This is a genomic window from Aquincola agrisoli (assembly GCF_036621135.1).
Lineage (GTDB): Bacteria > Pseudomonadota > Gammaproteobacteria > Burkholderiales > Burkholderiaceae_C > Aquincola > Aquincola agrisoli.
In genome coordinates this window covers 95675-119552 of sequence record NZ_JAZIBG010000036.1, presented here as the reverse complement: position 1 = coordinate 119552, position 23878 = coordinate 95675, and the positions used below count along the sequence as shown (strand labels likewise).

Here is a 23878-nt window from a genome sequence, read left to right as displayed (position 1 = left end):
CATAGTCATGGCTGCCACAGCCCTCCAATCACAGCGTCCATCAAATTTGGCTCGCCGTTTTTTAAAGGTGTTAAAACTTCGTGAAAAATCGTTCTATTCCCGTCAGTTTGGGCGTATATTCTTTTGACACTGTTATTTTGAAGACCGAACTGAATACGCCTTCTTTCTCCAACGTCAGGGATCAGCTTCTCCAGTCTCCGCTGAGTCCAGACCATACTCAATTGCCGACCGTCTAACTGGGTGCCACATAGCCTGTCCCTGCACCCTTCCACCTCATCCTTGACAAAGGTTCCCTTCCCCTTGGATTCAATAATTATGTATTCCCCGCGTGCATTCTTATAGATGCCATCGATTCCTGTTTGACCATCCCAGGAACGGAATGCAGTCTCCACATCGGGATAATCTCGGATATTGAACGTCTTCCCGACAGGGGTGTAGCCTTTTGCTTCCAGCAGCGCAGCAACTTCCAGTTCAGCAGCAAACCCCTTGTGCTTGTTGTCCAGCTCGTCCCAACGCTCGTGCAGGGCACATTTCGAGTTGTGAACCCAAACCCCCTCGCCCACGAAGTAGCTGGGCGTATGCTCGACGCTGAAGTTGAATACCTGCAGCGGGCGGTCCACCCGCTCGTTGGCCAGCACGGTGACATCGCCGCCGATCGCGGCCACCACGTCACCACGCCGAATGTCCTTGACCGGCGTCCAGCCCCTGCCCTGCAACCATAGCGGATGCTCATCGGTGACCTTCAGTTGCTCGGCTTCGGTCCGCAACTCGTGGTAGTACGGCGCAGTGCGCCCGAAGGTTCGGCTTACCTTCTGCAACGCGTCCGAGAACTCGCCGTCATGGCGCGAGCGCACCCACTGGCCGGCCACGATCTGCTCGATGGCCAATGTCCCGGCATCGGTGTGCACCGGCGTGCCCGCTGCAAAGCTGGCACAGCCCAGTTCATGCTTGGTCTCTCGAACCGCACGGCCCAGGTCGCCAGCGTACTTGCCCAGCTTGCCAGCCAGCTTCAACACCAGCACCGGGCTCACGTTCTCGCCGATCACCTTGCCCGTGTCGTAGGCGCCGCACTGCGTGGCGCGGCGGATGGTGTCGACGACTTCCTGGCCGATCAGCTCAGCCAGCTTTTGCAGCGTGCCTTCCGGGTCGTTGACGAAGGCCTTGCCCAATGCGATCAGGCCGTCGAGGATGTCGCCGAAATCGGTGACCAGCGAGATCAGGCCTTCCACCTGGTCCTTCATCCCGGCCACCAGGCCCTTGACGAACTGGTAGCCCTGCGTCATCCCCGACTTGACGCCATCCCACATGCGGCCCCAGAAACCCCTGTCCGCGTCCGGCGGCGGCGCATCATCTCGCGGGCCCTCGCAGACATCCTCCGCAAACCAGCAGTTGTTGCGCGCCGCGTAATCCCGCTTCGCAGCCTCGTTCGCAAAACACGTCTGCGGACGGCACATGCCGGCCGTCGCGCTCGTGCCCACTCCAGCCGCCCCACCGACCGCGAGCGGGTCTGCCTTCGCCTGCATCAGCGGCACGAGCGCCATCACCACGATCAGCCACCACAACCACAGGCTGCGAACGGCACGCCCCGCCGTGTTGTTCAAGGACATGCCGGCTCCTCGCCATCGGAGCCACCGCCGCCCTGGCCGCTGCCGCCACCGCCGGACGATCCGCCGCCGCCCGATCCGCCGCCGCTGCACCCGAAGGTGCTGCACTGGGGTGGCGGATCGGTCACGCTCGGCGGATCGCCCGGATCGCTCGGCGCCCCGCCGTTGCCCAGTCCCGGCAACGAGACCGGGTTGTCCGGCTCGATCGCCGGGCTTTGCATCTGCAAGGTCACGTGCGTGACCACGGGGATCAGCCCCGCGTTGACCAGCGTCGTGTGGAAGCCGTCGTTGCCCGCATCCAGCCAGCTCAGCATGCGCGCGTACAGGTTGCCCATCAGCGGCACCTTGGGCTCATAGCCGTGCGTGATGCGCAGCTTGATGAGGTTGGCGTCCTGAAGGTTCTGACCCGAGTTGCCCTTCACGGTGGCGGCCGCGTTGCTGCTGAGCCCGGTGTTCGGGATCACGCGCCGGCCACCGCCGATGCGTTCCTGCAGCGCGGGGTCGTTCCAGTCTTCGAAGCTCTCTCGCGTGGGGTTGAGCAGCTCGATGCGCACCGCCCCGGGCGGCACCCGGCCCTCGCTGTCGGCATTGCGCCCACTGAGGTTCGTGCCGTTGATGACATCGCGCGCATAGAGCTGCGAGGCGGCCAGCTCCATCGCATTGCGCCCGCCGCCGTAGGCCGGCACCAGCGCTTCGGCGTAGGCGTTGCGCACGCTGTCGAGGCTGGCATTCGCCATCGAACCCGCGCGCGAGGCCATGAACGCGGCATGGTTGTACTGGTTCTTCGCGAAGAACAGCATGCCGTACTGCAGCACCGCCAGGCCCATGCCCGTGAGCAGCGGGCCCGCGAAGACGAACTCCAGCATCGCCGAGCCCTGCTGCCGGCGCAGCGGGCGCGGTGATGCCGGCGGCACGGCCCGCGGCAAGGCGATCACGTCACCCACGCGCCAACCGAGGCGCTCAATGCTGCCAGCGGCCAGTTCCAGCACCTGCACGGCGCCCCGCTCGCCGAAGCCGACACGCCACGGCGCCAGCCGCGGCGCGCAGCCCACGATGCGGCCCCGTGCATCGAGCCAGACCAGGTCGATGGCTTGCCGCATGAACGCCGTGTGCACGCTCTTGCAGCGGGTGATGAGCAGCGCCTCGTGCGCCGCCAGCGGTGGGCTGAGCATCAAGCCTTTGAAGCGCGCAAAGAAGCGATCGGCCACGCGAATGGCCAGGCCATGGCCGGGATCGGCCTGTCTGTCTGGAGACATGGGCGTCGTTCTGGAGAGACGGAAAGGGCGAAGCTGGCCGCGCGCCCACGGGCGCCGCGGCCAGCCGCATCCCGGGAAGGTCTACTGGCGCTCGGCCTTGATGTAGAAGCTGCCGTTGGCGTCGCTGCCGCTCAGGTGCAGGCGCTTGGCGCCCCGGCCAAAGAATGCGCCGTCGAACTTGGTCGCTCCGAACGGGAGGCTCACGATCGGGTCGTCGAGGTTGCGGCTGGCGTAATAGGTCACCACGCCCGTGCTGCGGTCTGACGATTTGAGCTTGGGCTCCGAATTCTCGAAGGCGGGGTTCTCAGCCAACGTGAATTGCACGCCGGTTGGCGCACACGCCGTCGGGTCGGCCCGCAGCACGCCGGTGACCGCGTTGAACTCCAGGTCGATCTCACAGCCGTCGGATGTGGCGTTGTAGTAAAAATTGTCCTCAGCCAGCGGTATGGGCGTACCCGGCCCGGCGAGGGCAAAGATGACACCCTTGTATCGCACGGCGTCGCCGGTGACGGCGTCTGCCCTGTCGGTGAGCAGTCCGACCTCACCCAGCCAGACCTCGTCGTCTACTTCAGACGTTATCCCGGTGGTAATGCTGCCGGTGACATAGCCTGCACCGGTCGACCGCAGAACTGTCAGCACTTCCTCGCTGAACAGCGTCAGTTCCACGAGGCCCGTATTGGCATCGTTGACGTACTTGTACTTGCGCTCGCCGTCGAATTCCTTGAAGCGATACACCTCCCCGTCCATCTCCACCCGGTGGCGGCCGATCACCATAGTCTTGCGTGCCAGGTCATACGTGTAGTGTGTGTATTCGGGGATCTCCCCGGAGGTGACTCGCCACGCGCCCCCCAGCACCTGCCCAACCCCCTCGAACTTGACCTGCGGCCCTTCCGGATCGTTGAGCACGGCCAGCATCTGCTCCGCCGTCACCGCGCTGGCCGTCGGCTGCAGGCAGTGGCCGCGGTCATCCTTCGCGGCGCACAGCGCCCCGGACGGTGCGGCGAAGACGGTGCTGGCGTTCGGCTCCCCATCGGAGCCACTGCCTTCACCTCCGCCTCCGCCGCACGCGGAGACCATGGCGGCCAGCGCAGCAGCGGCACACAGGCGAAGGCACGGCCGGAACACAAGGGACAGGTCGACTGTTGTCATGAGAATCAAGGTTGGTGAGAAACAAGGTCCGCCACACAGGCGCCGGCTCAGATGCCGGACGCCATGAACTTCATGACGATCGGGAAGAACAGCACGATGAACGTGCAGGGAAAAATGAAGGCGATGAGCGGCAGCAGCATCTTCACTGGTGCCTCCATCGCGAGCTTCTCGGCGCGCAGGAAGCGCTCGGTACGCCGCTGGTCGGCCTGCGCCCGCAGCACGGGGCCGAGGTTCATGCCCATGCTCTCGGCCTGGATGACGCTGGCAATGAAGCTGGTCACGCTGGGCTCGCTGAGGCGATCGGCCATGGCCCGCAGCGAATCGGCCCGGCCCTTGCCAGCACGGATATCACGCAGCACGCGCTGGAACTCATCGCGCAGCGCTCCCTTGGGTCCCTTGGCAACGGCCTGGCCCATCGCCCCCTGGAAGTTGAGCCCCGCCTCGACGCACAGCGTGATGATGTCCAGGTAGAACGGCAAGGTCTTGAGCAGCTCGCGGCGCCGCGCCTCGAGCCGGTCGCGCAGCCAGATGCCGGGATAGGCCCAGCCCATCGCCGCGCCTGCCAGTGCGGCCTGCCAGTATGCGGCGCCCGACATGCCCGGCCGCGCAGCCGCGCCTGTGGGGTTGTCGAACGATCCGAGCACCCACCAGCCCACGGCAGCCGCACAACAAGCCGCCACCCAACGTGCGGCGACGAACTGCAATGGGCTGAGCGCATAGTCCAGCCCCGCCTTGCGCAGCTTCGATGCGGTCTGCTCCCGCGAGCGCTGCGACACGAACGCGCCGATGTGATGGCTGACCCATTGAACCGGCAACCACATCAACCTGAAGCCCAGCGGCGGCGGGTCCTTGTACTGCCGGTCCTCCTGCGGCACGTCGGAGACGGAGCGGCTGACCAGCCAGCCGACCAATGCGGCGGCCAGGCCAATCGCCAGAGCAAACAGGTAGATGGCGACGTCGGGCGAGATCAAGCGGTCTCCTGCCATGGCTAGACGTCGATCGCGATGATCTTGCGGATCACGTAGACGCCCATCACTTCGAGAAAGGCGATGACCGCCAGCACGCCCCAACCCATCCGGGTGTTCCACAGCATGGACATGGCTTCCGGTTCCATGCGGTTGAGGATGAACATCAACACCATCGGGAGCAGACCGACGACCCACGCCTGCAGCTTGCCTTGCGCGGTGAGCGCGCCGATCTTGCCCTCCATCTGCAGTCGGCTGCGGATGGTGTGCGCGGTACGCTCCAGCGTCTCGGCCAGGCTGCCGCCGGTTTCCGAGGCGATGCGCAGGGCCGACACGACGAGCGTGGTGGTTTGCGTCGGGACGCGACGGTTCAGGTTGCCGAGGCTCTGCTCCACCGTCACCCCGAGCCGCTGTTCACGCAGCATCAGCGAGAACTCCTGGCTCAGCGGCGGCTGTGATTCGCGCACCAACTGCGAGATGGCGGCGTTCAGCCCCACACCGGCCCGCATACCCCCGGACAGCATCATCAAGGCATCGGGCAGTTGGCTCTCGAACTGCTGCAGGCGCCGCTTGCGCATCCAGGCGTAAAGCATGCGCGGCACCCAGGCCAGCGCAAAGAACGCCGGAATCGCGAGGACCGCACTGCCCGTCAGCAACCACAGCGCCAAGGCGCCAAGCACCATCAGCGCGAGGTTGAAGACAAACAGCTTGCGCGGATCGATGAAGAGGAAGAACTCTCGCGCCTGGAAGCTGGTGCGTTCCGTGAAGCTGGCGCGGTAACGCGCCAATGTCGTGGTGCCGACATCGATGACGAACCACACGAGCATCGCGGCGCTGATCGCCACCACGCCAGTCAGCAGGAGCAGGTTGTTGTCTTCCATGGCCGCTTAGTGCTGCACGCCTGCCGGCTTGAAGATGCCGATGTCGAGCTGCATGCCGGCAGCACGCAGTTCCTCGTAGAAGCTGGGCACCATGTCGCAGCCGCTGAAGCTGCCGCGCACCCGGCCACCCGGGCCGCCATAGCCCTGGTTGTCGAAGCGGAACAGCTCCTGCACCTGGATCTTTCCGGACTCCATGCCCGTCAGTTCGGTGATGCTGGTGACGAGGCGGCTGCCGCAGGCAAACCGGGTCTGCTGCACGATGACGTCCACCGCGGACGCAATCTGTTCGCGGATGGCGACCAGCGGGAGTTCCATCCCGGCCATCAACACCATGGTCTCGAGCCGGGCCAGCGCGTCGCGCGGCGTATTGGCATGCAGCGTGGTCAGCGAGCCTTCGTGGCCCGTGTTCATCGCCTGCAACATGTCCAGTGCTTCGGCACCCCGGCATTCGCCCACGACGATGCGGTCCGGCCGCATGCGCAAGGTGTTGCGAACCAGCTCGCGGATCGTGATGGCGCCCTTGCCTTCGACATTGGAGGGCCGAGACTCCAGGCTGATCAGGTGCTCATGGTGCAGCCGGAGTTCGGCCGCGTCTTCGACGGTGATCACCCGCTCGCCGGCCGGGATGAAGTTCGACAGGATGTTGAGCAGCGTCGTCTTGCCCGACCCGGTACCACCTGAGACGATGATGTTCTTGCGCGATGCGACGCACACCCGCAGGAACTCGGCCATGTCGGGGCTGAGCGAGCCGAAGCGCACGAGGTCGTCCGACCCGAGCTTGTGTTTCGCAAACTTGCGGATCGTGAGCGTCGGGCCCTTCAACGCCAGTGGCGGGATGATCGCGTTGACGCGCGAGCCGTCCTTGAGGCGCGCATCGACCATCGGCGACGATTCGTCGATCCGGCGCCCCAGCGGCGCGACGATGCGCTCGATCACGCCCATCACGGTGCGGTCACCGGTGAAGCTCATCGGGTGCCGCTGCAGCCGGCCGGCCCGCTCGACATAGATCTCGTCGAAGCGGTTCACCATCACTTCGGTCACCGACTCATCTGCAAGCAACTCCTCCAGCGGGCCCAAGCCGACGGCTTCGTTCAGCACCTGCAGGCGCAGCACCCCGTGGTCGAGCTCGGCCGGTATCTCGGACTTGAGCTGCTCGATCAGGCTGCCGATCAGTGCGTCGGTTTCTCCCCGCAGCTGTTCGTCGGTCATGGCCGAGATGTCGTGCCGACGCAGGTCCATGGTCTCGAGCAGGCGGCCATGCAGGCGGCGGCGCCATTCGAATTCGAGCTGTTGCCGCTGCGGCTGGGGCGCCGGCACGAGCGGATAGCCGTCAGACGCGGGATCCGTACGAGGTGGTCGCTGGGCCTGCGCCTGGGCCGCTGCCCGTTCTGCACGCTGACGGGATTGCGCGATGTCCTGCGCCGCCACCTGGTTGCGATGCGCCGCCGTGCTCGAACGGCTGTGCGGCGAGGCTGCCCGCGCCGACCCGTCATCCGGTGCCGGCAGCCAAGTCACCTGGAGCTTGAAAGGGCCGATGCCGATGAGGTCGCCGGGCTGGAGCGGGCCATGCTGGGTATCGATGCGGCGGCCATTGACCTGGACGCCCGAGAAGGCGTTGCCCATGTCCTCGAGCAGCACGCCTGCCGGCGTTGCAAAGAGCCGCGCGTGCTCCTTCGCAACACGCCAGCTATCCAGCCGGACCTCGTTGCTCGCTCCTTTGCCGATGACGCTTTCGTCGGGTGCCTGCATGACTTGCACGCGACCGTCGGGCCCGGTGATTTCGATCTGCAGCATGGCGGTGTTCGCCGTTCAGGGCTGCGTGCCGTCGACAGCCGGCTGCACCCGGTCCGACAGGTACGGGGCCTCGCCCAGCCGCTGGCGCAGCCGCTCATGGGTCTGCTCGATGCGGCCGGCCAACGCGGGCGTGCGGCTGTCCACCACCGTGGGCGTCAGGAAGATGACCAGTTCCGTTTCCTTGTTCTGATAGCGCTTGGAGCGGAACAGCGCACCCAGCACCGGGATGTCGCCCAGGAAAGGCACCTTGTCGACGGTGTTGGAGGTTTCGCGCTGGATCAGCCCGCTGAGCACGATCGTTTCGCCGCCGTTCACGTTGAACGTCGCTTCCGTGCGGCGGGTCAACAGGGCCGGCCCGGCGAGCGTGGTGACCGAGTTGTCGATCTGGCTGACTTCGGTCAGCACGTCGGCGCGGATCACGCCATGGCGGTCGACACGTGGGGAAATGTCGAGCTTGATGCCATAGGGCTTGAAGCTGACGGTGGGGCCGTTGTTCGTGCTCACCACGTAGGGGTACTCGCCGCCCGCCAGGAACTTGGCGCTGGAGCCATTGCGCGTGGAGAGCTGCGGCTGCGCCAGGACCGTCGTCTTGCCTTCCTGGGCCAGGAGATCGAGCTGGGCACTGAGGCCGAGGTTGATGGCACTGAGCACGTTCAGGCCATCGGGCAGTATCACGCCACCGCCCTCGGGATTGCTGATGGGAGGCGGATTGCCTTCACCCGTCTGGATGTCGATCTGGTACGGCCCGGCATGGCCGCGACGGCCAGGTGACCAGATCGCGCCCACCGCTGCGCCGCCGACGGGCGTCCAGCGCAAGCCGACCTCCCGCAGGTAGTTGACCGGAAATTCGACGACTTTGACGTCGATCAGCACCATCTGGTCCCAGCCGACCGAGTTGGTGAAGTTGACGATCTGCGGATAGATCTTGCTCAGTTGGCCGATCTTGGCCAGGTCGGCGTCCGACAACTGGTCGCCCTCGACGATGACCTTGTCGCCGATGACCGAGGTCTTCGCATTGGGGATCGCAGCGAGGAAAGAGGAGATCTCCCGCGCGTAGCGTGAGGTATCGCCTGGAACGATATTGATCTTGACGCGCTGGTAGCGGCCGTCCTCGTTCCAGATGAACAGCGAGGAGGTGCCCGCGCCATTGGCGAACAAGATGACTTCGCGGCCGTCGAGCGCCGCGGCCGTCATCAGCGAGCCATTGCCGACCGCGATGCGCGCGACGCCGGGCGCGGGGAACACCCGCGACTCACCGACGAACATCTCGATCTCCGGCATGGGGCCGGCGTCGTGATCGATGCGGATTGGCGCGTAAGGCTCCTTGGATCGGGCGGCGGGACGCACCGTGGGCTTCAGGTGTTCGGCATAACCGTTGACCGGGGCCACCACGCGAGGGGCCGGCGGCATGTCGTTGGGGGGCGGCGTGGCACTCTGCGCCGAAGCCGCGCCGACGCAGGCCATGAGGGTGAGCACGGTACTCGCGGCATACGCCCTGCAAGAGGCGGCCGGCATTCCGGTTGACGGGAGCAGACAGGATGACATGTGGATCGATCGATGGCGGATCAACGGCGGGAGACTGGGAGCGGCGCGGCAGATGCGGACAGTTCGGCGTTCGGCACCATGAGTTGCGCCCCCTCTGCCGACTCGGCCGCCTGCCCGCCGAGCCGCAATGCCGGGCCCACGAGCTTGCCGCTCTGGCCGCCATACAGCACCGGGATATCAGAAGGGCCGGAAAGCATGGGCCGTTGCGTCGGCCCGGCGCCTCCGCCCCACAGATCGGCGAGGTTGGCTTCGCGCGCCCGCAGCGCCGTCTTGTCTTCCGGGTTGCGCAGCAAGGCGGTGATCTTTCCGGCCTCGCGCGCAACGATGACGTGCTGCGCCTGCTCCGGTGTGGTGTCCAGCGTCACGGTGGAGTACTGGCGCCGTTCGCCGCTCTTGGGATCGTCGACCGAACGCTGGCCGGTGGCCATCACCACCACGCTTTGCAGCAGGGGGATGGTGACCTTGCGATCAGCCCGGTCGACGGTGACCATCAGGTCGATGACGTCACCGGGCTCCAGCAACCCCGAGATGGAACTGATCTCGTCGACCGGCACCGTCATTGCCCTCCGCCCCGCTTCGATGCGGGCAGAAAAGGTAGGCACCTTCCTGCCTTCGAGCATGCTCCAGATCACCATCTCGCCACCCTTGACGGGGTAGGCCAGCGGCTGGCCCGCGACATGCTCGAACTGCTCGGGCATCACTGCGGCGGAATGGGCATAGTCCTTCGGAATCGACCGCACGGCCAGGTTGTCGGTGCTCAGCCGCGTGCCTTTGGGCAAATCGGTCTTCGCAACGACGACGCTGACCGTTGCACCCTTCTTGCCGGCCTCGAGCGCCGCAACTTGGTTGGACAAGTAGTTGCGCGCAGCCATGGCAGCCAGCAACCCGATGCCCACGGCAACGCCCAGGATGGCCCAGGTTCTGCTGGGCCTGATTTTGGAGAGGGGGATGAGAAACCGCTTCATGGCTCAGGACGGCAAGGAAAGGGCGAAGGCAAATCGGTCATAAGCCTCTGCAAAGGCATCGAGCAGTTGGCGCAGCACCGAGTCGTCATCGGTCATGCCGACACCCAGCGCCAAGGCCAGCGCCGCACAGACGACGAGGTACTCGACCATGGACTGCCCGGCTTGTGCGCCGCGCTTCATCGAAAATCCTTCAGCAAGGTGATGGTGTTGAGCACCAGCGTGGAATGGGTGGGGCCGGATCGGCTGACGACAGCCATGCCTTCACGGCCCTCGCCCCTGAAGAACAGCGCCACGCCAGGGGGCTGGCTCGACTCGGACTCGCGCTCGAGCGCATAGCCGTCCTGCTCCATCAGGGTGATCAAGCGGTCTGCATTGAGGCGGAGCGCATGGCGATTGGTGGCGACCAGGTAGGTCGAGAGCTTGTCGCCATCGCGGGACTGGATCTGGTTGACCACCTTGCTGCCCGACGGCAACCGGTCCATCCAGCGCGCACGGTCGTCGCGGCTGCGATCGCTGCTGCTGGCCGCCCCTGCCAGGTCGCTGATCGCGATGACGCCGCGGCTGCCGCCGGGGGCCGCTTCGATCTGCACGGTGAGGTAGCGTAGTTCGCCGGCACCGCCAGCGCCCACACGACGGCCGAGCACGATCTTGCCGCCCATCTCGTTGCGCACCAGCGGCTCGCCCAGCACCTTGCCAAACTCCGTGGCAACCACCTTGGGGGCAGCCTCGGAGACAAAGCCACGAAGCTGCATCGGCACACCGTTGACGCTCATCTGCTGGCCGATGTCGAAGGCCTGCAGGCCCGCCGGCAAGGGCACCGCCGGCCATTCGGCGCCAGCAGCCAGCGCGGGCGCGAGCACCATCCACGCACACACCAGCGCCTGGGGCAAGGTACTGCGCCTCCGATCACGCGATGCCATCATCACTCCGCTGGCTTGAGACGGTCCGCGGGCACCACGTCGCGCCACTCGTCGAGCTGGCCGAACGCTGGAGGAGCCACTCGGCCGAGCAGTTCGGAGGCGGTGATGCCGAACCCCACCACATCGCCGATGCCGGAATCGAACAGCTCGTTGACCAGCGCCAAACCGCCGAAGCGGCTTTCCGCCTGCGCGGGGGATGTTGCCGCCCAGGCATCGGGGACGAGGCTCGTCCGTCGGACGATCGAGAGATCGATGCGATCAAAGGGCTCCAGGCTGCGGATGCCCGCCGGCAGGTTGGCCAGCGCTACGATCACCGTGCCCGAATGGATGCCGTGGGCACGCAACCCCATTGCCGAATGCAGCAGATACGGCGTTCCGTCCTGGCTCCCAGCATTGGCGGTCTGCACGGTGACGTCATCGAAGCGAGTGATCAACGGCGCGCCACCGGGTGCCCGCCAGAACAGGTTGCGATGCGCATCGAACTCGCCGGCTGTATCGCCGGTCTTGATCGGCGCCGAGGACTCACCGAAGAAGCGGCGGCGCACGTCCGCTGCCAGGGCCGCTTCACTGCGCCATCCAGTGCTGCCCGGGTGATTGTTCATCGCCTCGAACGCGACGTAGCGGCTGGCCATCTGCGCGGCATGCGAGATGTCCTGGTACTTGGCGATCATCGGCATCAGCATGAACAGCGGCACGACGGCCAGCGACATCACGATGAGCTCGACGTAGGCCTGGCCACGTTGCCATCGCCCCTGTCGGGCCACGCAGGTGACCCGCCGCCTGGCCGTCGTTGTCCGCTTGCTGGTCCTCATAACTTCGCCCTGCATCAAAAGCCCGCTTGCTGCAGGCGGGCACGCAGCACGTCGGTCGGCGACTCGACCAAGTGGACTTGCCAGTACGGATTGAAGAGGCTCCCCAGCTCCCGCGGCGTGCCGCGGGCTGCGCCATGGACGTTGTCGCGGTGTGCGACCGGGCGTTCGAAATAGGCCTCCGACGTCGCAACAGCGGCCATCAGATCGCGCGGCATGTCCGATCTGTAGTTGTTGAGCCGATCGGTGACCGGCATGGCCGATCGACCTTCGGACGCCACCGTCTCGGTGCGATCACGCGTCACACGCACCGCGAAGCGCAGGCGCGGGTCTTCTTCCGCCAGGGCAGCGGGGGACAGCTCGTAGAACGGCGGCAGGCCACTGTAGACCTCCCAGGCTGCCGACGACGCTCGGCCATGGGCACGGGGGTTAGTGGACGGCGAGCCACCCAGGCGGGCTGACGATTCGTCTTGATCAGCGCCCGCGGGGTGGGCTTGCTGTTCGCCCCAGCCGATCGGCACGTCCGACCGGGCCCGGCAGCTCAAGCCCTTGCTGCGCCACGAGTGGTACGAAGCAGTGTCTTCCGCTTTCCATTCATCGAATCCGATCAACTCTGTACCACCTCTTCGGCGAACCTCGCTGACACGCCAGCGGGCAAGACATGCACCGCCACTTTCGGGCACGAGACCACGAGAAGTCCAAGTGCGCGCCTTCACGAAATCGTCGCTATATGCGGCGAGCCGGGCCACCTCCGCAAACCGGTCTCGGTCGTCATCGGCATACTGCCGAGTAAAGCCATTCCATTCGTTGGTAAGCATCGGCGCTGCAACGATCCTCGGTTCCACGCTCACATCTCCGCGCTCTACGGCGGCGTAATTGGCCCGGGCGACTTCATCCATGACGCGTGCCCGCATGAAAGGCAGCGTTCCATGAAGCACGGACTGGGCACCGAGGATGATCCGCTTATTACCTTCGACAATTGCAACAATCCCATGCGTCACGTCCGGCACAAGCTCCATGACATCTGCAACGTATTCATATGCATAGAAGAGCCCAACGCACATGGCCGCATACTCGCCAACGCGAAGGGCCTCCACCCACGAGGTGTACACGCTAGCGCAGCCAGGGAATAGAGTAAGAAAATTCTGGGCGTGGGTGCCCATGTACTGGGCCCAAGATGAAATACTCACCATCTGCGCAACCAACACCTCGTTGGCCACCAGCGCACGATTGGTATAGGCATCAAAATTCAGCGCACGCGCATGCATCACACCGGCGCTGTAGGCGACAGCGTCCGCAGTGTTGACGAGCTTGGTTTTCTCGCGAGAAAGCTGACCGGTGTTGAACAAGAAAAAGAGCGCAGCCAACCCGCCCACGAGAACAAAAATCCCGTAGACGAGCGCTTGCCCTTTTTGCCGCTGCCTGGAGCGAATCCCCGGCCAGCCCCTGCTGGGGCTGGCGAAACTCACGTCAAATCAGTCGCGCGAGTTGTTGTTGGAGTACGCATCAAGACCCTTGACCGTCGTACCCTCGGTGGCAGCCGAATCGGCCGTCGTTTGCGACTCACGGATCGCCGTGTCGGCCGTTTGGCCCGACACTTCTTGCGCAATACCCGCAGTCTGGCTGCGAATGGTTTGACCGAAGAACTGATAAGTGGCGATGGCCGCCACCGCGATCAGCGCAACGATGATGATGTACTCCGTCATACCCTGGCCGCGTTGAGCGCTTCTCGCTGCGGCCGCGCTACATGGGACTCGATGCATGGATCCTCCTGTTGTTCGAGTAAATCCATCCTGCAGCGACGCCCCTCTGCGCTATCAAGCAGGATGTGCGTCAATTATGATTGAAATGAAACGCAAATTGCAAGTTGCCGTCATATTTTTGTTACAATTGTGTTTTTAGAATTTCAATTCTGCTTTTTGCAATCCCTGCTTTATGGGGTCCTCATCCCAGGAACCCAGTCACCGGACTTTGCCCTCCGCCACTCGGTCACGCCTGTACGGGAGTCCCAATGGCCTTGCTAGTCCGCCTCACCCGCCGCACATTGAACGCGCTGACGATCAACACCCCCTGCACCACCGCCAAGCCGATCCACACGCCCACGTAGTGGTGCCTGTCCATCAGCGCGCCGAAGAACAGCGGCGACAGGGCCTGGCCGATGTCCAGGCCTGCATAGACAACCCCGTACACCCGCCCCGTCGCGTTCTCGGGTGAGGAGCGCTTGACCAGCAGATCGCGCGAGGGCCCGGCGATGCCGGCAAAGAAGCCCATCGCGCCGAACAGCACCGGCACCGCCATCGAGGGCACACGCGACAGCCCCACCACCAGCGCGAGCGCCGCCGCCGTGCCGAACGCGAGGCCCACCACACGTTCGGAGCGCGCCGGGTCGGACGCGAGGAAGCCCCCCACCACCATGCCGCCCGAGCTGCACACCATGTAGATCGTCAGGCACATGGCCACCAGGTGCACCGGCACCGCATGCAGCTGCCGCGCGGCCTCGGGCGCGAAGCTCTGCACCACGCTGAGCGAAATGGCATAGAAGAAGAAGAACCCGAAGCACATCCACACGGCTGGGATCTTCAGGAAGTCGAACGGCCCCTCTGTGCTCGCCGGCGCCGCGGCCGCGCCCGCAGCCGGCGCGGGGCCAGCCTGCGGCGCGGCCGGCAGCGACAGCTGCCCGCGGTTGAGCAACAGCAGCGCCAGCACGCCGAAGATCAGCGCGGCGGCGCACAGCAGCGCCACGCGCCACGAGAACGCCACCGCCAGCGGCACCAGCATGGCCGGCGCCAGCGCCCAGCCCAGGCTGCCGGTGATGCCGTGCACGCTGTAGGCATGGCCCAGCCGAGCCTTGCCGACCTTGCGGTTGATCAGCGTGTAGTCGACCGGATGGAACACCCCGTTGCCGATGCCGGCCACCACCGCACAGGCCGCCAGCATCCAGTAGCTCTGGCTGCTGGCATAACCCACCGCCGCCAGCCCGAGCAGGCCCAGGCCCGCGAACAGGATGGGCCGCGGCCCGAAGCGGTCGACCGCAAAGCCCGAGACCGCCTGCACGACGCACGAGACGACGAAGAACACGGTGAGCAGGAAGCCCAGTTCGGTGTAGCTGACCGCGAACTCCGTCTTCAGCCACGGAAAGAGCGGCGCCAGCAGCAGCTGACTGTAGTGGCTGATGAGGTGGGCGATGCCGACGAGGCCGATCACCGCGGCGTCCTGGCGCAGCGGCGTGGGGGCGGAGGCAGGCGGTGCGGCAAGTGTGCTCATGGCCGAAATGATAGGCGCTGGCCGGCCGGCAGGATTACGATAGCGGGCCAACTTCTATCGAGAACATGCCACGGACGCCCCAGCGCGAATCCCCGCCCGCGCCGCACCGGGCCGCGCAGCGGCGCATCGGGCCGCTGACGCCGCACCTGTACACGCCTACCGCGGAGCGCCCGGTGCGCGCCAAGCGGCACCGCCTGACGCCCGAGCAGTTCGTGGTGCCGCACTCGCACCCGTGGGCGCAGTTCGTCTTCTCCAGCACCGGCGTCACGCGGCTGACCACCGCGCACGGCTCCTACATCGTGCCGCCGTCGCGCTCGGTCTGGGTGCCGCCGGGGGTCGAGCACGCCGTCACCGTGCTGAGCGAGACCGACCTCTTCACGCTCTACTTCCTCCAGCCCTCCGGCCGCTGCGGGCCGCAGGTGCCGCGCGCCGAGGAGGCACCGTGGCGCCAGTGCCGCGTGCTGGAGGTGTCCGACCTGCTGCGCGCGCTCGTGATGTCGATGGACGTGGTGCCCGATGCCGACGGCGGCCCCGTGCCACCCCCGCGGGAGACGTTGCAGCGCGAGGCGCGGCTCAGCGCGCTGATCCTCGACGAACTGCGCCGGGCGCAGCCCATCCCGCTGGGCGTCGACCTGCCGGCCGACAAGCGCCTGCGCGCGCTGTGCGAAGCGGTGATCGACGATCCGACGCGCCACGCGACGCTGGCGGGCTGGGCCCGCGGCACCGGCGCCAGCGCACGCACGGTGGCCAGGCTCTTCCAGCAGGAGCTGGGCACCAGCTTCGGCCAATGGCGCCAGCAGGTGCTGCTGGCCAAGGCGGTGGCGATGGCGGCGCACCGGCAGCCGATGAAGCGCATCGCGGCCGACCTCGGCTACGCCAGCGCCAGCGCCTTCACGGCGATGGTGCGGCGCTCGGTGGGCATGCCGCCGGCGCGCTTCTTCGGCTACGCGCTGTAGCCGGGGCCACCGGCCGAGCGCCTACAGCGTCATCGGCACGCGCACCGTCAGCGTGACGTCGGGCGTATCGCGCGTGAGCCCGGCGCCGATCGACACGTTCAGCGTGCGCTGCGAGTTCAGCCGGTACGAATAGCCCAGCAGCAGCGTGCCGAGCTGCACCCGGACCGAGTCGGCCGCGGCGCGGCCGTTCTGCTTGGTCTTGCCGACCGAGCTGTGGTCGTAGCCGATGCTGAACGACGACCGTTCGTTGAGCGCGACCCCCATGCCGAAGTTGAAGCCCCACACGCCGCCGGGCTGGATGGAGCCGAGGTCCTGCGGCCCGTCGCTGGTGCGGCGCTGGATGCCGTCGCGCTTGAAGCTGTAGAGGTAGCTGACCGAGCCGAACAGCACCGCCGGGTCCGACGGGTACAGCACGGTGATCGCGGGCTGCAGGCCATAGAAGCCGGAACCGGTGGGCAGCGAGGTCTGCACGCCGTCGCGAAGGCCGAGGATGGAGGTATCGGTCTCGACCTCGAACGGATCCCTGCCGGTGCGGCTCTTGAAGCGCAGGCTGCCGATGTAGTACGGCTTGTCGAGCCCGCCGTCGTTGAACTGGTAGCGGCCGGTGAGCTCGATGTCGCCGATGTTGCTGCCGCTGGCGTCGAAGGCCGTGCTGCTGGCCGAGCCCTGCAGGATCTCGCGGCCGACGCTGGTGTCGGAGCGGTAGACGTAGGGCACGCGCGCCTCGACCTCGAAGCGGTTGGTCAGGCCGTAGCGGGCGGTGAGCGCCGCGGTGAAGGTGTTGCGCTTGACTTCGCGCACGTCGATCACGCCGATGAGGATCGCCGGAATGATGGTGTACCCCACGAGCGCCACGCGGTTGCTCGACGAGTACGAGTACTGCAGCGACGGCTCCAGCGTAAGCTTGCCCTTGGGCGTCAGCACGCCGGGCTGTTCGAAGATCGGCGCCACATCGAGCGCGCGGTTGTCGCGGTCAGGCGCCTGGCCGACCGGCTGTTGCTGCTGCTGCTGTTGCTGGGTCGCGTCCTGCGCCGCCGTGGCCTGGGCCACCGCGGCTGCGGCCGGCGCCGCGCCGAACCCGGTGCCGCGCTGGGTCGCCAGGCGGTCCACTCCCATCGCTCGGCGCACCTCGAGCAGGCTGGCGGCCTGCTCGTTGACGAGCCGCTTGAGCATCTCGATCTCGCGCGCCTGCTCCTCCACGCGGCGTTGCAAGGCATCGTCTTGCGCCGCGCCGGCCGCCTGTTCGGCCGCCGCCGGGGAGATGGCCTGGGCCAGGGCCAGCGCGCAGGCGCCGGCACCCCACCCGGGGATCAAGTGATTCGGCATCGTGGTTCCTCCTCATGCAATGCATCGGACCGCAGGGTGCTTTCAGCGGCGCAGCGAGTCGGTGACCGCGCTGCGCAGCGACGACTGGAGATTGAGCCCCTTGAGAATCTGCATGCTGTTCACGGTGGCGTCAATCACCGTGATGCTCTGGATCTTCTGGTTGTCGAGCGTGTTCTGGATCACCGTGCCGATCGCGTTGCCCGACAGCCGGCCGGGCTGGAAGACGTTGCCGGGGCCGCTTTGCAGCACGGTGAGCGCGCCGGTGTCGATGGGGGCGGCCGGCGCGGCGGATCCGCCGGAGATCGCCCCGAGTTCGGAGAGGTTCAGCCGCGTCGTCGTGACGAGGTTGCCGTTGATGTAGACGGCGCGCTCGATGCCGAAAGAGATGTTCAGGTTGCCGTTGCTGAAGCCGCCGCGCACGCGGTCGAGGCGGCTGTCTCCGACGGCCACCCAGCCCGATGCGGCAGGCACCGCCGGCGCCACGGGCTCGGCCTGGGGCAGCGGTGCGGGGGGAACTTCGAGGGCGATGTCGACGGCCATCTCCAGCGGAATGTCCACATGCGTATCCAAAAGGATATCGACCAGCATGTCCAGTGGTACATCCACCGACAGCTCCAGCGGGATGTCGACCAGGGTGCTGCGCAGCGCATGCACGGGGACCTCGAGTTCGATGTCGACCGTGCTTGCGACCTGCACCGGCACGGGGGCCCGCTCCGGCAGCACGGAAGATGCCGCGCCCGCCGGCTCCTGCACGGGCGCGATGGCCCGCAGTTCATGCAGCCCCGTGAGCACACGCCGTGCATGCGTGGAAGCGAGCGGCATCCCGGCCGGATCGCCCGCGTCCTCCAGCGTCGCGATGGGCGCCAGCGATCCCTTCATCGACCGCAGCGCAGGCGCGTCGATGCCGGGCACCTGCGGCGAGAGCGCGGCGGTGACCGGCATCTCCGGCGGCGGAGCCTCCCAGCCGCCCAGCACGGGCTCGTCGGCCGCCGCCATGGCCGACCCAGCGGCCGGCATCTCCGGGGCAGCGGGCAGTTGCGCCTGCGCGATGCGCAGGGTCTCCAGCGCGCAGGCAGTGCCGCCGCACGCAAGGACAAGCGTCGACTCCGTCCACCCCTGCGGCAGCGCCTGCGCGCCGCCGCCGTCGCGGGCGTCCGGCGCCAGCGGGCTCGCCGCTGCCGCCGCGGGCAGCGAGGCGGCATCGGCGATGCCGACGTCCTCGGCCGCCGCCAGCGCCGGCGCGGCGGAAGCCAGGCCGATCCCGACGATCGAGACGGCCTGTGCGAGCTTGGGGCCGGGGGTGTACATACGCGGCTCCCCTCGTCAGAAGTCCGAGACGCCCAGCTTGGGCATCACCACGCCGGCCAGGCCCTCGCGGTTGACGCCGCCGCCCAGCGGCGCCCTCGGCGCCACGGCCCAGTCGGTGGCCTGGTTGAACTGCGCCTGGTCCTGCCGGTTGGCGATCACGAACAGGATGCCGTTCTTCCACATCGACTCGAACGCCGCCTGCGGGAGCGCGCGGGTGCCGCCGGCGGGGTCGCCGATGAGCACGCGGCCCGGCTGCAGGCCCTTGATGACCACGAAGTGGTCGTAGCCGTTTTCGTTGATGAGCACGATCGCCGGCACGTTGGCGCTGGCCAGCGTGTCCAGCGACGCCTCGAAGCCGTCTGCCTGGAAGCCGTGCGACTCGAGGAAGCGCTTCATGTCCAGCATCGAGAAGCCCTCGCGCCGGATCTTCTCCTGGTCGCCCTGGCGGTACATCGCCTCGAAGACCGCCTGCTCGCTGGCGGTGAACCGGTAGTGGTGCGTCAGCAGCGTCGACAGCGCGGCCGAGCCGCAGCTGAAGTCGTACTGCTGCAGCACGGTGCTGCGGTTGCGCGCCTCCTTCAGGCTGGTGGTGGGCACCGAGAAGGCGCCCCCCACCTGGATCGGCAGATCCACCGACCCTGCCCACGCCGGCAGCGCCCACGCGGCGATCAGAAGCGCTGCGGCGTTTCGCATGGCCACCTCACTGCACCTTCACGTTGACCACGGTGGCGTTCTGGATCAGCACGTTGTTGCCGGTGTTCTGGATCACCATCGGCAAGCCCGCGGCGCCCGAGAAGGCGCCGTCGGAGATGCTGTTGCCGCCGGTCACGACGTCCACGGCCTGGTTGTTCGCCACCACGCCGCGCAGCTTCACGTCGTTCACGGTCTGGGTGCCCCCGCGCCGCCCGGCCAGCGCCGATTCACCGACGGGCTTCATGTCGAACAGTGCAGGACGTTGTGCCGGCGGGCCGTCGGCACGCGCCGGATTCGGACCGTTCGCCAGCACCACCAGCAGCACGCTGGCGATGCGCAATCGCGTCTTGGTTCTCATGTCTCCTCCGACCTGCTGATGAACGGAGCGCCCGCGCGCACGAGGCGCGCGGGCGCGACAGGCCGGGCTACCGGCCCAGGTTCATGTTGGCCTGGACGTTGACGCTTTGCTGCGTGAGCGCTGCGATGCCGGTGTTCTGGCTGATCACCAGGATGCCGGCCGCCGACTGCGCCGTGCCGCTCATCGTGTTCGACAGGTTGAAGGTCCCTGCGCTCACGCTGACGGTGCCCGCCGCGCCGCCGGTGCCGCCCGCTGCGCCGCTGCCGTTGCCGGCCGTGGCGGTGCCGCCCATGCCGTTGCCGCCCGTGCCGCTGCCGCCCGCGCCGCCGTTGCCGCCGGCCGCGCCGCTGCCGCCGTTGCCGCCGTTGCCACCGGTGGAATTGCCGTTGCTCGCCGTCGAGGTCGCGCTACCGTTGGTGGCGCTGCCGCCCGTGCCGCCGTTGCCCGCCGTGTTGCTGGCCGATCCACCCGCCGCGCCGGTGCCGCTGCCGTTGCCGGCCGTGCTCGTGCTCGTGCCGGTGTTGCTGCCGGAGGTGGAGGTGGATGCACCTGCGGTGGCGGAGCCGCCGCTCGCCGTGGCCGTGCCGGTGCTCGCGCCGCCCGTGCCGGTGCCGGTGCCGGTACCGCTGCCGGCCGTGGACGTGCCGGTGGACGAGCCTGCGCCGCCGGAGGAGGCGCCGCCGGTGTCGGTGCCTGCGCCGCCCGTGCCGCCCGCCCCGCCGTTGCCAGCATTGCCGGCGCCGCGATCACGCCCGCCATTGCCGCCGTCGGCGCTGCCGCCGGTCGCGCCGCTGTGCGACATCGCATCGCCGCCGCTGCCCTTGCCGGCCACGTCGGAGCCGCCGCCCTTGCCCGCCCCCAGGCCCGCGCCGTCGCCGGCCCAGGACTTGTTGTAGGCGTCGGCGTTGGCGCCCTTGGCTTCGCTGTCCGCGGTGGCCGAGCCGCTCTTCTGCAGGTTGGCAGAGATCGACGAGCCACCCATGCCCATGCCACTGCCGCCGCGGCCACCGTCGGCATCGCGTGCGCTGCCGCCTTCTCCGCCGTTGGCACCCGTGGCGCTGCCATTCTTGGCACCGGCCATCACGCTGCCGTTGCGGGCGTCGCCGCCCGAGCCGGCCCGGGCGCCGTCGCCGCCGCTGCCGCCACGGCCGCCGGACGCACCGTCGCCGCTGCCGCCGCGGCCTTCGCCGCCCTTCGCATGGCCGCCGTAGCCGGCCCCGCCCTTGCCACCGTCGCCGCCGTTGGCGTCGCCGTTGTTGTAGGCCTGGTTGCCGATGCCGTGCACGCGGATGTTGGTCACCGAGCCTTCGAGCTTGCTCATCGCCACCGCGGCGCTCTTGTTGAACGCGTTGCTGAAGTTGGCGGTGGCGGAGGAGCCGTTGTTGGCCGCGGTCGTGCCGTAGCCATCGGCCCGGGCGCGTCCGCGGTTGTCGCGGTTGTCGCCGGTGCTCTTGTTGTTGTTCTGGTCTGAGTTGTTCGACGAATCGGACTTCTGGACCGCCCTGGACGATTCATTCGCGGTGGGCCCGCTGTTGCCAGTCTGCGTGTTGTTGGCCGTCGCAGTCTGGTTGAGGGTGCCGGTGTTCCGGGCATCGTTGTCGTTGTTGGGGTCTGCCCAGACCGCGCCTGAGCCAAAGGCAAGGGCGACCGCAGTTGCCAGCAGGGTTCTGTTCATCTATGTCTCCTCGATGGAGTTGGTGTCGGACACATCAAGATCGGCGTCGTGCCGATCCGTCTGCACCATTGCGAAAGGGGTGCCATCACGGCTAAGTCCTTGAATCGCCTCGCGATTCGGCCCTGCGCAAACAAGTCGTAACGAAATCCGCTTTGTGTATGCGTCACAGCCGTGAAACAGGGGGCAACCCCTTGCCTGGGCGGTGCCCTGGTCAGGGTGGCGTTTGAAATCAATCACTTGCAGCCGGCGCTGCATCCGGGAGCCTGCCCGCGGCAGGTGTCTCAGGCCTGAGACGTTCGAGGCCCCAGACGGGTCTCCGGAGGCACGGTTCCGATGAACGGAAACGTCCCAGGGCACACGTCCCGCGGGGCAACCCACCCCCCGTTCAGGAGGCCCTAGTTCTAGGACGGAAGTGCATCCGGCGATGCGCCGGACCCCGGTTCCGGGGCGCTGCCCCGTGGCGGCGGCAACGCTCAGTGCGCCAGGCCGTGTTTGGCCATCAGCCGATACAGCGTGATGCGCGAAACGCCGAGTTCGCGGGCGGCATGGCTCACGTTGTTGCCAGCCTGTTGCAGAGCGGCCTGGATGGCCTCCCGCTCGGCCCGCATGCGGCTGGCATCCAGTCTTTCGGGGGGCTTGCGCACTTCGCTTTCCGGCAGTCCGAGATCGGCGGCCGTGATCAGCCGGCCGTCCGACATGACCATCGCGCGGCGCACGCGGTTGATGAGTTCGCGCACGTTGCCCGGCCAGGCGTAGGCGTCCATCGCCCGCATCGCGCGCTGGCTGAAGCCCTTGACGCTGGCCTGCTTCTCGGTCGAGAACTTCTCGAAGAAATGCTGCGCCAGCACCGCGACGTCACGGCGCCGCTCGCGCAGCGGCGGCACGTGCAGGCTCAGCACGTTGAGGCGGTAGAAGAGATCCTCGCGGAACTTGCCCGCGGCCACCGCCTGCTCCACGTTGATGTGCGTCGCGGCGATCACCCGCACGTCGACCGGCATCGGCTGCGTGGAGCCGACCCGGTTGACGGTGCCCTCCTGCAGGAAGCGCAGCAGGTTGATCTGCATGTCGAGCGGCAGGTCGCCGATCTCGTCGAGGAAGATGGTCCCGCCGTTGGCCGCCTCGATGAAGCCGCGCTTGTCGCGCACGGCGCCAGTGAAGGCGCCCTTGACGTAGCCGAACAGCTCGGACTGCACCAGCGTGGGCTGGATCGCGCCGCAGTTGACCGTGACCAGGGGGCCGGCCGCCCGCGCCGAGCCCTCGTGGATCGCCCGGGCGGCCAGTTCCTTGCCGCTGCCGCTCTCGCCCGAGATCAGCACCGGCGCGTCGACCTTCGCGATGCGCCTGACCTGCTGCAGCAGCTGCGCCCTCGCGTCGCTGCATCCGATCAGCGGCGAATTGTCGTGCCGCGCGGGCTGGGTACGCCCCTGGCGCAGCAGTCCGCGCCCGTGCGCATGGCCCAGCGTGACGCGCAGCCGCTCCATGTCGAGCGGCAGGCTGTGGTGATCGAACAGGTGCTCGAAGATCAGGTCGCGGCAGGCCGGCAGCGAGAGCGATGCGGCATCGAAGGCGCCCACCCACTCGATGCCAGCGTGGTCGCGCAGCAGCGCATCGAGCTCGGCGCAGGCGGCGTCGTCGAGGCCCCGCCCGATCACCAGCCCGACACGGCAGCGGCCCCGCGCGGACGCCTCGGGGAGCAGGCGCGAATCCGAGATGGCGCACACCTCCCAGCCGATCGACTCAAGCAACCGGGCCGGCGATGCGACACCCCTGGCGATGACGCACAGCAGGCGGTTGTCGACCATGGGGTATCCCCCCGAGACAGAGCGTGTGGACACGCAATACGGAACACGGTCGACCCGTCCCAAGGTACTGCGTTTGCGGCTTATCGAAAAAAAGCAACGTACCGCTTCTTTGAATGCGGCATTTCACACGGTGGCGCACAGGGTCTCCATCCCCAGAGTCAAGGGGGTTCCCCATCACCGCAATGCAGCAGCAACACGGCGATGTGGTAACGGGCCGCGCTCGGAAAAGCGCAGCCTGGACCGGCCTGTTCCAATCACTGCCAGCCGGGGCGCTCCTGACAATGAACGCGATTTCACAGCAGCGCGGAGCGCGACCATGGATTTCTCCTCCGTCCACAACCACCACGAGCACGGCGTCTTCCAGGCGGTGCTGGACTTGTCGAAGTCCTATCCGGAGATCGCCCGCAACGAGGAATGGCTGATCGACGTGGCCTGCCTCGCGCTCAACCGCGTGACGCCGCGCTACATCCGCCACCAGGCGGACTTCCACTTCTACCTGACCGACAAGGAACGCAACGAGCATGCACGCACCGTGAACACCGCGGTGCGCGAGGCGTTCGAGTTCGTGCGTGCCCGCGCGGGTGGCGTGCCGGCGAACTGAGCAACGG

The 23878-nt window shown here is 67.2% G+C and carries 22 protein-coding genes; 2 read left to right on the top strand and 20 right to left on the bottom strand.

The features are described 5' to 3' along the window. Positions 1-5: 5 nt before the first annotated feature. The 14 genes from V4F39_RS17195 to V4F39_RS17130 form a co-directional block, all read right to left on the bottom strand. On the bottom strand, positions 6-1607 hold the full coding sequence (locus V4F39_RS17195; RefSeq protein WP_332290958.1) for a polymorphic toxin-type HINT domain-containing protein: 1602 nt from the start codon (positions 1605-1607) through the stop codon (positions 6-8). Beyond that, positions 1598-2860 carry a DUF192 domain-containing protein gene (locus tag V4F39_RS17190; RefSeq protein ID WP_332290957.1) on the bottom strand — a complete coding sequence of 421 codons (1263 nt, stop codon included), beginning with the start codon at positions 2858-2860 and terminating at the stop codon, positions 1598-1600. Before V4F39_RS17190 ends, V4F39_RS17195 begins: the two co-directional genes overlap by 10 nt. Positions 2861-2941: 81 nt before the next feature. Further along, on the bottom strand, positions 2942-4009 hold the full coding sequence (locus tag V4F39_RS17185) for a hypothetical protein (protein ID WP_332290956.1): 1068 nt from the start codon (positions 4007-4009) through the stop codon (positions 2942-2944). Positions 4010-4056: 47 nt separating this feature from the next. Then, a complete protein-coding gene (locus V4F39_RS17180; protein WP_332290954.1) occupies positions 4057-4980 on the bottom strand; it encodes a type II secretion system F family protein in 924 nt (307 codons plus the stop codon). A gap of 17 nt (positions 4981-4997) precedes the next feature. Continuing rightward, positions 4998-5855, bottom strand: a complete 858-nt coding sequence (locus V4F39_RS17175) for a type II secretion system F family protein (protein WP_332290952.1) — start codon at positions 5853-5855, stop codon at positions 4998-5000. A gap of 6 nt (positions 5856-5861) precedes the next feature. Next, complete coding sequence (locus V4F39_RS17170) at positions 5862-7649, bottom strand: TadA family conjugal transfer-associated ATPase (RefSeq protein ID WP_332290950.1); 1788 nt, start codon at positions 7647-7649, stop codon at positions 5862-5864. Positions 7650-7664: 15 nt separating this feature from the next. Then, entirely contained in the window at positions 7665-9113 is a 1449-nt protein-coding gene (locus V4F39_RS17165; RefSeq protein ID WP_332290948.1) for a type II and III secretion system protein family protein, read from the bottom strand. Between the two features lie 101 nt (positions 9114-9214). Then, positions 9215-10159, bottom strand: a complete 945-nt coding sequence (gene cpaB / locus V4F39_RS17160; protein ID WP_332290947.1) for a Flp pilus assembly protein CpaB — start codon at positions 10157-10159, stop codon at positions 9215-9217. A 3-nt stretch (positions 10160-10162) separates the two neighbouring features. Next, on the bottom strand, positions 10163-10339 hold the full coding sequence (locus V4F39_RS17155; RefSeq protein ID WP_332290945.1) for a hypothetical protein: 177 nt from the start codon (positions 10337-10339) through the stop codon (positions 10163-10165). Continuing rightward, a complete protein-coding gene (locus tag V4F39_RS17150; protein WP_332290944.1) occupies positions 10336-11049 on the bottom strand; it encodes a hypothetical protein in 714 nt (237 codons plus the stop codon). The genes V4F39_RS17155 and V4F39_RS17150 overlap by 4 nt, the downstream gene beginning before the upstream one ends. A gap of 32 nt (positions 11050-11081) precedes the next feature. Further along, positions 11082-11891 carry a hypothetical protein gene (locus V4F39_RS17145; RefSeq protein WP_332290943.1) on the bottom strand — a complete coding sequence of 270 codons (810 nt, stop codon included), beginning with the start codon at positions 11889-11891 and terminating at the stop codon, positions 11082-11084. Positions 11892-11905: 14 nt separating this feature from the next. Further along, on the bottom strand, positions 11906-13357 hold the full coding sequence (locus V4F39_RS17140) for a pilus assembly protein TadG-related protein (RefSeq protein ID WP_332290942.1): 1452 nt from the start codon (positions 13355-13357) through the stop codon (positions 11906-11908). 6 nt (positions 13358-13363) lie between these two features. Beyond that, positions 13364-13594, bottom strand: a complete 231-nt coding sequence (locus tag V4F39_RS17135; protein WP_332290940.1) for a hypothetical protein — start codon at positions 13592-13594, stop codon at positions 13364-13366. A 283-nt stretch (positions 13595-13877) separates the two neighbouring features. Then, positions 13878-15152 (bottom strand): MFS transporter, encoded by a 1275-nt coding sequence (locus tag V4F39_RS17130; RefSeq protein ID WP_332290939.1) that lies wholly within the window; start codon positions 15150-15152, stop codon positions 13878-13880. A 65-nt stretch (positions 15153-15217) separates the two neighbouring features. Here V4F39_RS17130 and V4F39_RS17125 point away from each other — a divergent pair, with 65 nt between their 5' ends. After that, positions 15218-16108, top strand: coding sequence for an AraC family transcriptional regulator (locus V4F39_RS17125; protein WP_332290938.1), 891 nt, complete (start codon positions 15218-15220; stop codon positions 16106-16108). Between the two features lie 21 nt (positions 16109-16129). Here the strand turns inward: V4F39_RS17125 and V4F39_RS17120 are convergent, their stop codons facing one another. From V4F39_RS17120 to V4F39_RS17095, 6 genes are all read right to left on the bottom strand, one after another. Further along, entirely contained in the window at positions 16130-17434 is a 1305-nt protein-coding gene (locus V4F39_RS17120) for an acetate kinase (protein WP_332290937.1), read from the bottom strand. Positions 17435-17476: 42 nt separating this feature from the next. Beyond that, positions 17477-18742: a hypothetical protein gene (locus V4F39_RS17115; RefSeq protein ID WP_332290936.1), complete on the bottom strand. Its 1266-nt coding sequence runs from the start codon at positions 18740-18742 to the stop codon at positions 17477-17479. 15 nt (positions 18743-18757) lie between these two features. Beyond that, positions 18758-19435, bottom strand: a complete 678-nt coding sequence (locus V4F39_RS17110) for a C39 family peptidase (RefSeq protein ID WP_332290935.1) — start codon at positions 19433-19435, stop codon at positions 18758-18760. A 7-nt stretch (positions 19436-19442) separates the two neighbouring features. Beyond that, positions 19443-19793 (bottom strand): hypothetical protein, encoded by a 351-nt coding sequence (locus V4F39_RS17105; RefSeq protein WP_332290934.1) that lies wholly within the window; start codon positions 19791-19793, stop codon positions 19443-19445. Between the two features lie 67 nt (positions 19794-19860). Then, positions 19861-21468: a hypothetical protein gene (locus V4F39_RS17100; protein WP_332290933.1), complete on the bottom strand. Its 1608-nt coding sequence runs from the start codon at positions 21466-21468 to the stop codon at positions 19861-19863. A 473-nt stretch (positions 21469-21941) separates the two neighbouring features. After that, complete coding sequence (locus tag V4F39_RS17095; RefSeq protein WP_332290932.1) at positions 21942-23270, bottom strand: sigma-54 dependent transcriptional regulator; 1329 nt, start codon at positions 23268-23270, stop codon at positions 21942-21944. A gap of 316 nt (positions 23271-23586) precedes the next feature. Between V4F39_RS17095 and V4F39_RS17090 the strand changes: the two genes are divergently transcribed. Then, positions 23587-23871: a late competence development ComFB family protein gene (locus V4F39_RS17090; RefSeq protein ID WP_332290931.1), complete on the top strand. Its 285-nt coding sequence runs from the start codon at positions 23587-23589 to the stop codon at positions 23869-23871. The last annotated feature ends 7 nt before the right edge of the window (positions 23872-23878 follow it).

What these genes read in the sequence shown, in the direction of transcription:
- V4F39_RS17105 (WP_332290934.1), bottom strand. Translation starts at nt 19,793, where the DNA reads ATGAGAACCAAGACGCGATTGCGCATCGCCAGCGTGCTGCTGGTGGTG.
- V4F39_RS17090 (WP_332290931.1), top strand. Translation starts at nt 23,587, where the DNA reads ATGGATTTCTCCTCCGTCCACAACCACCACGAGCACGGCGTCTTCCAG.
- V4F39_RS17185 (WP_332290956.1), bottom strand. Translation starts at nt 4,009, where the DNA reads ATGACAACAGTCGACCTGTCCCTTGTGTTCCGGCCGTGCCTTCGCCTG.
- cpaB (WP_332290947.1), bottom strand. Translation starts at nt 10,159, where the DNA reads ATGAAGCGGTTTCTCATCCCCCTCTCCAAAATCAGGCCCAGCAGAACC.
- V4F39_RS17145 (WP_332290943.1), bottom strand. Translation starts at nt 11,891, where the DNA reads ATGAGGACCAGCAAGCGGACAACGACGGCCAGGCGGCGGGTCACCTGC.
- V4F39_RS17115 (WP_332290936.1), bottom strand. Translation starts at nt 18,742, where the DNA reads ATGTACACCCCCGGCCCCAAGCTCGCACAGGCCGTCTCGATCGTCGGG.
- V4F39_RS17100 (WP_332290933.1), bottom strand. Translation starts at nt 21,468, where the DNA reads ATGAACAGAACCCTGCTGGCAACTGCGGTCGCCCTTGCCTTTGGCTCA.
- V4F39_RS17190 (WP_332290957.1), bottom strand. Translation starts at nt 2,860, where the DNA reads ATGTCTCCAGACAGACAGGCCGATCCCGGCCATGGCCTGGCCATTCGC.
- V4F39_RS17110 (WP_332290935.1), bottom strand. Translation starts at nt 19,435, where the DNA reads ATGCGAAACGCCGCAGCGCTTCTGATCGCCGCGTGGGCGCTGCCGGCG.
- V4F39_RS17165 (WP_332290948.1), bottom strand. Translation starts at nt 9,113, where the DNA reads ATGGCCTGCGTCGGCGCGGCTTCGGCGCAGAGTGCCACGCCGCCCCCC.
- V4F39_RS17175 (WP_332290952.1), bottom strand. Translation starts at nt 5,855, where the DNA reads ATGGAAGACAACAACCTGCTCCTGCTGACTGGCGTGGTGGCGATCAGC.
- V4F39_RS17130 (WP_332290939.1), bottom strand. Translation starts at nt 15,152, where the DNA reads ATGAGCACACTTGCCGCACCGCCTGCCTCCGCCCCCACGCCGCTGCGC.
- V4F39_RS17095 (WP_332290932.1), bottom strand. Translation starts at nt 23,270, where the DNA reads ATGGTCGACAACCGCCTGCTGTGCGTCATCGCCAGGGGTGTCGCATCG.
- V4F39_RS17155 (WP_332290945.1), bottom strand. Translation starts at nt 10,339, where the DNA reads ATGAAGCGCGGCGCACAAGCCGGGCAGTCCATGGTCGAGTACCTCGTC.
- V4F39_RS17170 (WP_332290950.1), bottom strand. Translation starts at nt 7,649, where the DNA reads ATGCTGCAGATCGAAATCACCGGGCCCGACGGTCGCGTGCAAGTCATG.
- V4F39_RS17125 (WP_332290938.1), top strand. Translation starts at nt 15,218, where the DNA reads ATGCCACGGACGCCCCAGCGCGAATCCCCGCCCGCGCCGCACCGGGCC.
- V4F39_RS17120 (WP_332290937.1), bottom strand. Translation starts at nt 17,434, where the DNA reads ATGCCGAATCACTTGATCCCCGGGTGGGGTGCCGGCGCCTGCGCGCTG.
- V4F39_RS17135 (WP_332290940.1), bottom strand. Translation starts at nt 13,594, where the DNA reads ATGACGGAGTACATCATCATCGTTGCGCTGATCGCGGTGGCGGCCATC.
- V4F39_RS17195 (WP_332290958.1), bottom strand. Translation starts at nt 1,607, where the DNA reads ATGTCCTTGAACAACACGGCGGGGCGTGCCGTTCGCAGCCTGTGGTTG.